The organism is Streptomyces sp. HSW2009, from assembly GCF_040240285.1.
Lineage (GTDB): Bacteria > Actinomycetota > Actinomycetes > Streptomycetales > Streptomycetaceae > Streptomyces.
The window spans coordinates 1-5,350 of record NZ_JBEHZD010000528.1 but is presented as its reverse complement, the minus strand read 5'-3'; the positions used below and the strand labels follow the sequence as shown (position 1 = coordinate 5,350).

Annotated in this window: 3 protein-coding genes; all 3 read right to left on the bottom strand. The window is 70.6% G+C overall.

Annotated features, from left to right (window positions below; all coding sequences use genetic code 11):
• Positions 1 to 1,932: thiol reductant ABC exporter subunit CydD (gene cydD, locus AAHZ94_RS27880; RefSeq protein WP_349996267.1), on the bottom strand; the 1,932-nt coding region annotated here is incomplete at its 3' end.
• A gap of 109 nt (positions 1,933 to 2,041) precedes the next feature.
• The gene (cydB, locus tag AAHZ94_RS27875) at positions 2,042 to 3,046 is read right to left on the bottom strand and encodes a cytochrome d ubiquinol oxidase subunit II (protein ID WP_349996265.1); all 1,005 of its coding nucleotides are present in this window, start codon (positions 3,044 to 3,046) and stop codon (positions 2,042 to 2,044) included.
• Positions 3,047 to 3,071: 25 nt separating this feature from the next.
• On the bottom strand, positions 3,072 to 4,682 hold the full coding sequence (locus AAHZ94_RS27870) for a cytochrome ubiquinol oxidase subunit I (RefSeq protein ID WP_349996263.1): 1,611 nt from the start codon (positions 4,680 to 4,682) through the stop codon (positions 3,072 to 3,074).
• Between the last annotated feature and the right edge of the window lie 668 nt (positions 4,683 to 5,350).

Genomic DNA, 5,350 nt, shown 5'->3' with positions numbered 1-5,350 from the left:
GGGGGGGGGGGGGGGGGCGGGGGGGGGGGCGGGGGGGGGGGGGGGTGGGGGGGCCCCGGCGGCGACCGGCGGACGGGCGGCGAGCGGCGGCGGCCGCTCGGCGATGGCGCGGGGGGTGCCACCGCCGGGTTCGGTAGCCACCTCGGACTCCGACTCGGCGGGGGACGTGGCGGCCCGGGCGAGCGCCGCGCTGGCCACCGTGGCGTCCAGGGGCGCAGCCACCGGCTCGTGGCCCGGTCCGGTGTCGGCCGTCGCGCCGACCTGTACCACCCGGTCCGCGACCGCCAGCAGGGCCGGCCGGTGGACGACCAGCAGCACCGTGCGCCCGCGGGCCAGCCGTCGGACCGCGTCCACGACCAGCGCCTCGGTCTCGCCGTCGAGGTTCGCGGTCGGTTCGTCGAGCAGCAGTACGGGCCGGTCGGCGAGGAACGCCCGGGCCAGCGCCAAGCGCTGCCGCTGACCGGCCGAGAGACCGGCCCCGTCCTCGCCGATCACGGTCTGCGGCCCGTCCGGCAGCGCCCGTACGAACTCCAGCGCGCTCGCCGCGCGGAGCGCCGCGCACACGGCCTCGTCGTCGGCGTCGGGGCGGGCCAGTCGGACGTTCTCCGCGATGGTGCCGGCGAACAGGTAGGGCCGCTGCGGCAGCCAGGCGATCTGGTGCCGCCAGGCCCGCCAGTCGTCCGCCGAGAACGCGGCGAGGTCCACGCCGCCGACCGTCACCCGGCCGCGTTCCACCCCGTTGTCCGCGCCGACGAACCCGAGCAGCGCATGGAGCAGGGTGCTCTTGCCGGCGCCGCTCGGTCCGACGACGGCCACGGTCTCGCCGGGCCGGACGGTGCAGGAGAACGCGGCGAGCGAGGGCTCGGTGCGCCCGGGGTGCCGGACCTGGAGCCGGTCCACCACCAGTGCGGCGGTCCGCGCGTCGACCGCCGTCACGGCCCCCGCCGCAGCCGTCGGAGCGGCAGCCACCCCGGAAGCCGGCGTCTCCAGCACGGCGAACACCTCGTCCGCCGCGGCCAGCCCCTCCGCCGCGGCGTGGTACTCGGCCCCGACCTGCCGCAGCGGCAGATACGCCTCGGGCGCGAGGATCAGCACCACCAGCCCGGCGTAGAGATCCATGTCCCCGTGGACCAGCCGCATCCCGATGCCCACCGCAACCAGCGCCACCGACAGGGTCGCCAGCAGCTCCAGCGCGAAGGACGACAGGAAGGCGATGCGCAACGTCTTCAGCGTCGCCTGCCGGTAGTCGGAGGTGATGGCCCGAATGGACTCGGCCTGCGCCTTGGCCCGGCCGAAGACCTTGAGCGTCGGCAGTCCGGCCACCACGTCGAGGAAGTGCCCGGAGAGCCGGGACAACAGCCGCCACTGCCGGTCCATCCGGTGCTGGGTGGCCCAGCCGATGAGCATCATGAAGATCGGGATGAGCGGCAGCGTGATCACGATGATCAGCGCCGACACCCAGTCCTCGGTGACGATCCGGGCCAGCACCGCGACCGGCACCACCACCGCAAGGCCGAGTTGGGGCAGGTAGCGGGCGAAGTAGTCGTCCAGGGCGTCGATGCCGCGGGTCGCGAGCGCGGTCAACTCCCCCGTGCGCTGCGTACTCAGCCAGCCGGGCCCGAGCCCCGTCGCCCGCTCAAGGAGCCGCATCCGCAGCTCGGACTTCACCTCGGCGCTGGCGCGGTGCGCGGCCAGTTCGGTCAGCGCGGAGACCGCGGCCCGACCCACCGCAACACCGGCCAGCGACGCCAGCGGCCGGGCCAACCCGGCCGCACCCGCGCCGTCCTGGAACGCGCCCACCACGATTTCGGCGATGAGCATCGCCTGGGCGATGACGAGTCCGGCACCGACCAACCCCAGGGCGACCGAGGCCAGTAGGAAGAATCGCGTCGCGCGGGCGTACCGCACCAGCCGCGGGTCGATTGGTTTCACGTGAAACACCGCCCTGGTTTCACGTGAAACACCCGACCGGCTCGTTTCACGTGAAACGTTGGGCCGTTCGGTTTCACGTGAAACATCGACCCGCTCCCTCGCGTGGACATCAGTGCGCGTCGACGGGGATGTGCTGGGTGCCGATCCGCTGCCGGAACACCCAGTACGTCCATGCCTGGTAGGCCAGGACCACGGGGGTCATCACGCCCGCGACCCAAGTCATGATCTTCAGCGTGTACGGGCTGGAGGCCGCGTTCTCGGCGGTCAGGTTCCATGCCGGGTCCAGCGAGGAGGGCATGACGTTCGGGAAGAGCGCCACGAAGAGCATCGCCACCGCCGCCGCGATGGTCACCCCGGACAGGGCGAAGGACCAGCCTTCGCGCCCCCGGCCGTTCATCACCAGCGCCCCGACCATCGCCAGCACGGCGATGACCAGTGCCACGAGGCTGCCGGCGCTCCCCGAGTCGGCCTGCGTCCACCCCAGGAACGCCACCGCCAGCGCCGCAGCGCCCAGCCCGAGCTGCCCCGCGAGCCGCCGGGCCCTGGCGCGGATGTCGCCCACCGTCTTGAGCGCGGCGAAGACCGCACCGTGGAAGGTGAAGAGCACCAGCGTCGTCAGACCGCCGAGCAGCGCATACGGGTTGATCAGGTCCAGCAGGTTGCCCGCGTAGTTCTTGTCGGCGCCGATCGGCACTCCGCGGACCATGTTGGCGAAGATCGCGCCCCACAGGAACGCGGGCAGCAGCGAGCACCAGAAGATCGCCTGTTCCCAGTTGCGCTGCCACCGCTCCTCACTGCGCTTGTGCCGGTACTCGAAGGCCACGCCGCGCACGATGAGGCAGATCAGAACGGCGAGCAGCGGCAGGTAGAAGCCGCTGAACAAGGTGGCGTACCAGTCGGGGAAGGCCGCGAAGGTGGCGCCGCCCGCGGTCAGCAGCCAGACCTCGTTGCCGTCCCAGACCGGGCCGATCGTGTTGATCAGCACGCGGCGCTCGGTGCGGTCCCGGGCCAGCAGCTTGGTCAGCACACCGATGCCGAAATCGAACCCTTCGAGGAAGAAGTAGCCGATCCACAGGACGGCAATCAGCACGAACCAGACGTCGTGGAGGTGCATGGTCTGTCTCCGTATCCAGCCGTCGTCAGTACGCGAAGGTCATCGGCTTGTCGGCGTCCTCGGCCGCGGCGTCCCCGCCGGCAGCCGAACCGCCAGGGCCGCCAGGACCGCCCGGCTTGGGGAACCGCAGCTTCGGGTCCTTGGTCGGTGGCGCCTCGTCCACATCGGGTCCGGCCTTGGCGTACTTGGTGAGCAGCCGTACCTCGATCACCGCGAGTACGCCGTAGAGCAGGGTGAAGACGCCCATCGAGATCAACACTTCGGTCTGGCTGACGCCCGGGGACACCGCGTCCTTGGTCCGCATCAGCCCGTAGACCACCCAGGGTTGGCGGCCCATTTCGGTGAAGATCCAGCCGAAGGAGTTGGCGATCAGCGGGAAGCCCATGGTGAGGATGCCGATCCGCCAGGACCAGGTGGTGAAGAAGGGGCTCAGCTCACGGTTCTTGGTGAGCATCAGCCGCGGCACCTCGTCCTCACCGGTCCGCTTCTCCGGTGCCAGCCATCGCTTCTGTCGGGTGGTCCACAGACCGATGACCCCGGCCGCGAAGGAGACCATCCCGAACCCGATCATGAGGCGGAAGCCCCAGAAGGTCATGAAGATGCTGGGAATGTAGTCCTCGGGCTCGCCGCCGTAGAGCTTCGCTTCCCGCTCGGCGATGTCGTTGATGCCGGGCACGGAGGACGAGAAGTTGTCGTGCGCGAGGAAGGAGAGTATCCCGGGGACGCTGAACTCGACGCTGTTGTGGCCCTGGCTCACATCGCCGATCGCGAAGACCGAGAACGGGGCCGGCGCCTCCGTCTCCCACAGCGCCTCGGCCGCGGCCATCTTCATCGGCTGCTGCTCGAACATCACCTTGCCCAGCCGGTCGCCACTGAGCGCCGTACCGAGCCCCGCGATCACGGCGATCACCAGCGCGGCCCGCAGCGACGCACGCATCGCGCCGACCTGCCGCCGCTGCTTGGCCGGCAGTTCCTCACCCCGGTCCTGCGCCCGCTTGGCACGCAGCAGGTGGTACGAGGCGATGCCGATCACGAAGGCGGCACCGGTGAGGAAGGCCGCGGTGAGCGTGTGGAAGACGACGACCAGGGTGGTGTTCTGGGTCAGCACGGCCCAGATGTCGGTCAGTTCGGCCTTGCCCGTCGTCTTGTTGATGGTGTAGCCGACGGGGTGCTGCATCCACGAGTTGGCGGCCAGGATGAAGTAGGCGGACAGCGTCGTGCCGACCGCGACGATCCAGATGCAGGCGCAGTGGAGCTTTCTCGGCAGCTTGTCCCAGCCGAAGATCCACAGGCCGATGAAGGTGGACTCGAAGAAGAAGGCGATCAGCGCCTCCATCGCGAGCGGGGCACCGAAGACGTCGCCGACGAAGCGGGAGTAGTCCGACCAGTTCATGCCGAACTGGAACTCCTGCACGATGCCGGTGACGACCCCCATCGCGATGTTGATCAGGAAGAGCTTTCCCCAGAACTTCGTCGCGTGGAAGTACTTCTCCTTGCCCGTCCGAATCCAGGCGGTCTCCAGACCGGCCGTGAAGGCGGCGAGGCTGATCGTCAGCGGAACAAAGAGGTAGTGGTAGACGGTCGTGATGCCGAATTGCCAGCGGGCCAGGGTCTCTGGGGCCAGGGCCAGATCCACGTCGTACTCCTTGCCGTCTTGCTGAGCCGCGCACCGCAGAGGCGATCTGCCCCATTGATCACCCGCAAAGCGGGATGCACCGGGCGCGCTTGTGAACGCGTTCACATTCACAAAGAATTATGACGCACATGCTTTCCCTCCCTCCCACCGGGGGGTGCCCCTCCCGAGCCGCCCCGCGGACACCCCATCGACCGCCGACCAAGTGGCCCAGGGCACCTCCGCACGGCGCCCCGCACGCCGCCCAACCGACCGCCACCAGCAGGGATTTCCCCCCCTGAGGCGCCACGATCCGTACGCCGCGGTGGCCCGTACCACCGCCCCGCGGCGGGCGATCGGTCACCGCCGAGCCCGCCACGCCCCCGCGCACCGCCCGCCGACCGCGGCCCGCCTGTGGCGAAGCCCACTCCCCGTACCGGCGCATCACGGGCGACCTCACGCCGGACCACGCGCCGCAGCACGCCGCCGCTGCACACGGCATGCAAAACGGCATACAAAAAGGGCGCGGCACAAGCCGCGCCCTCATCCCGCTACTGCCGTCCCACCTGCCCGTCCCGCGCCGCCATCCCGTACCGCGGCGCGGCCTCGCCGCGCCACCGCACGACGGCGCGCCACGACCACTGCGCCGGTCCCCGGGCCCCGCCCGGGCGCGTAGACAAAACAACCAGCCC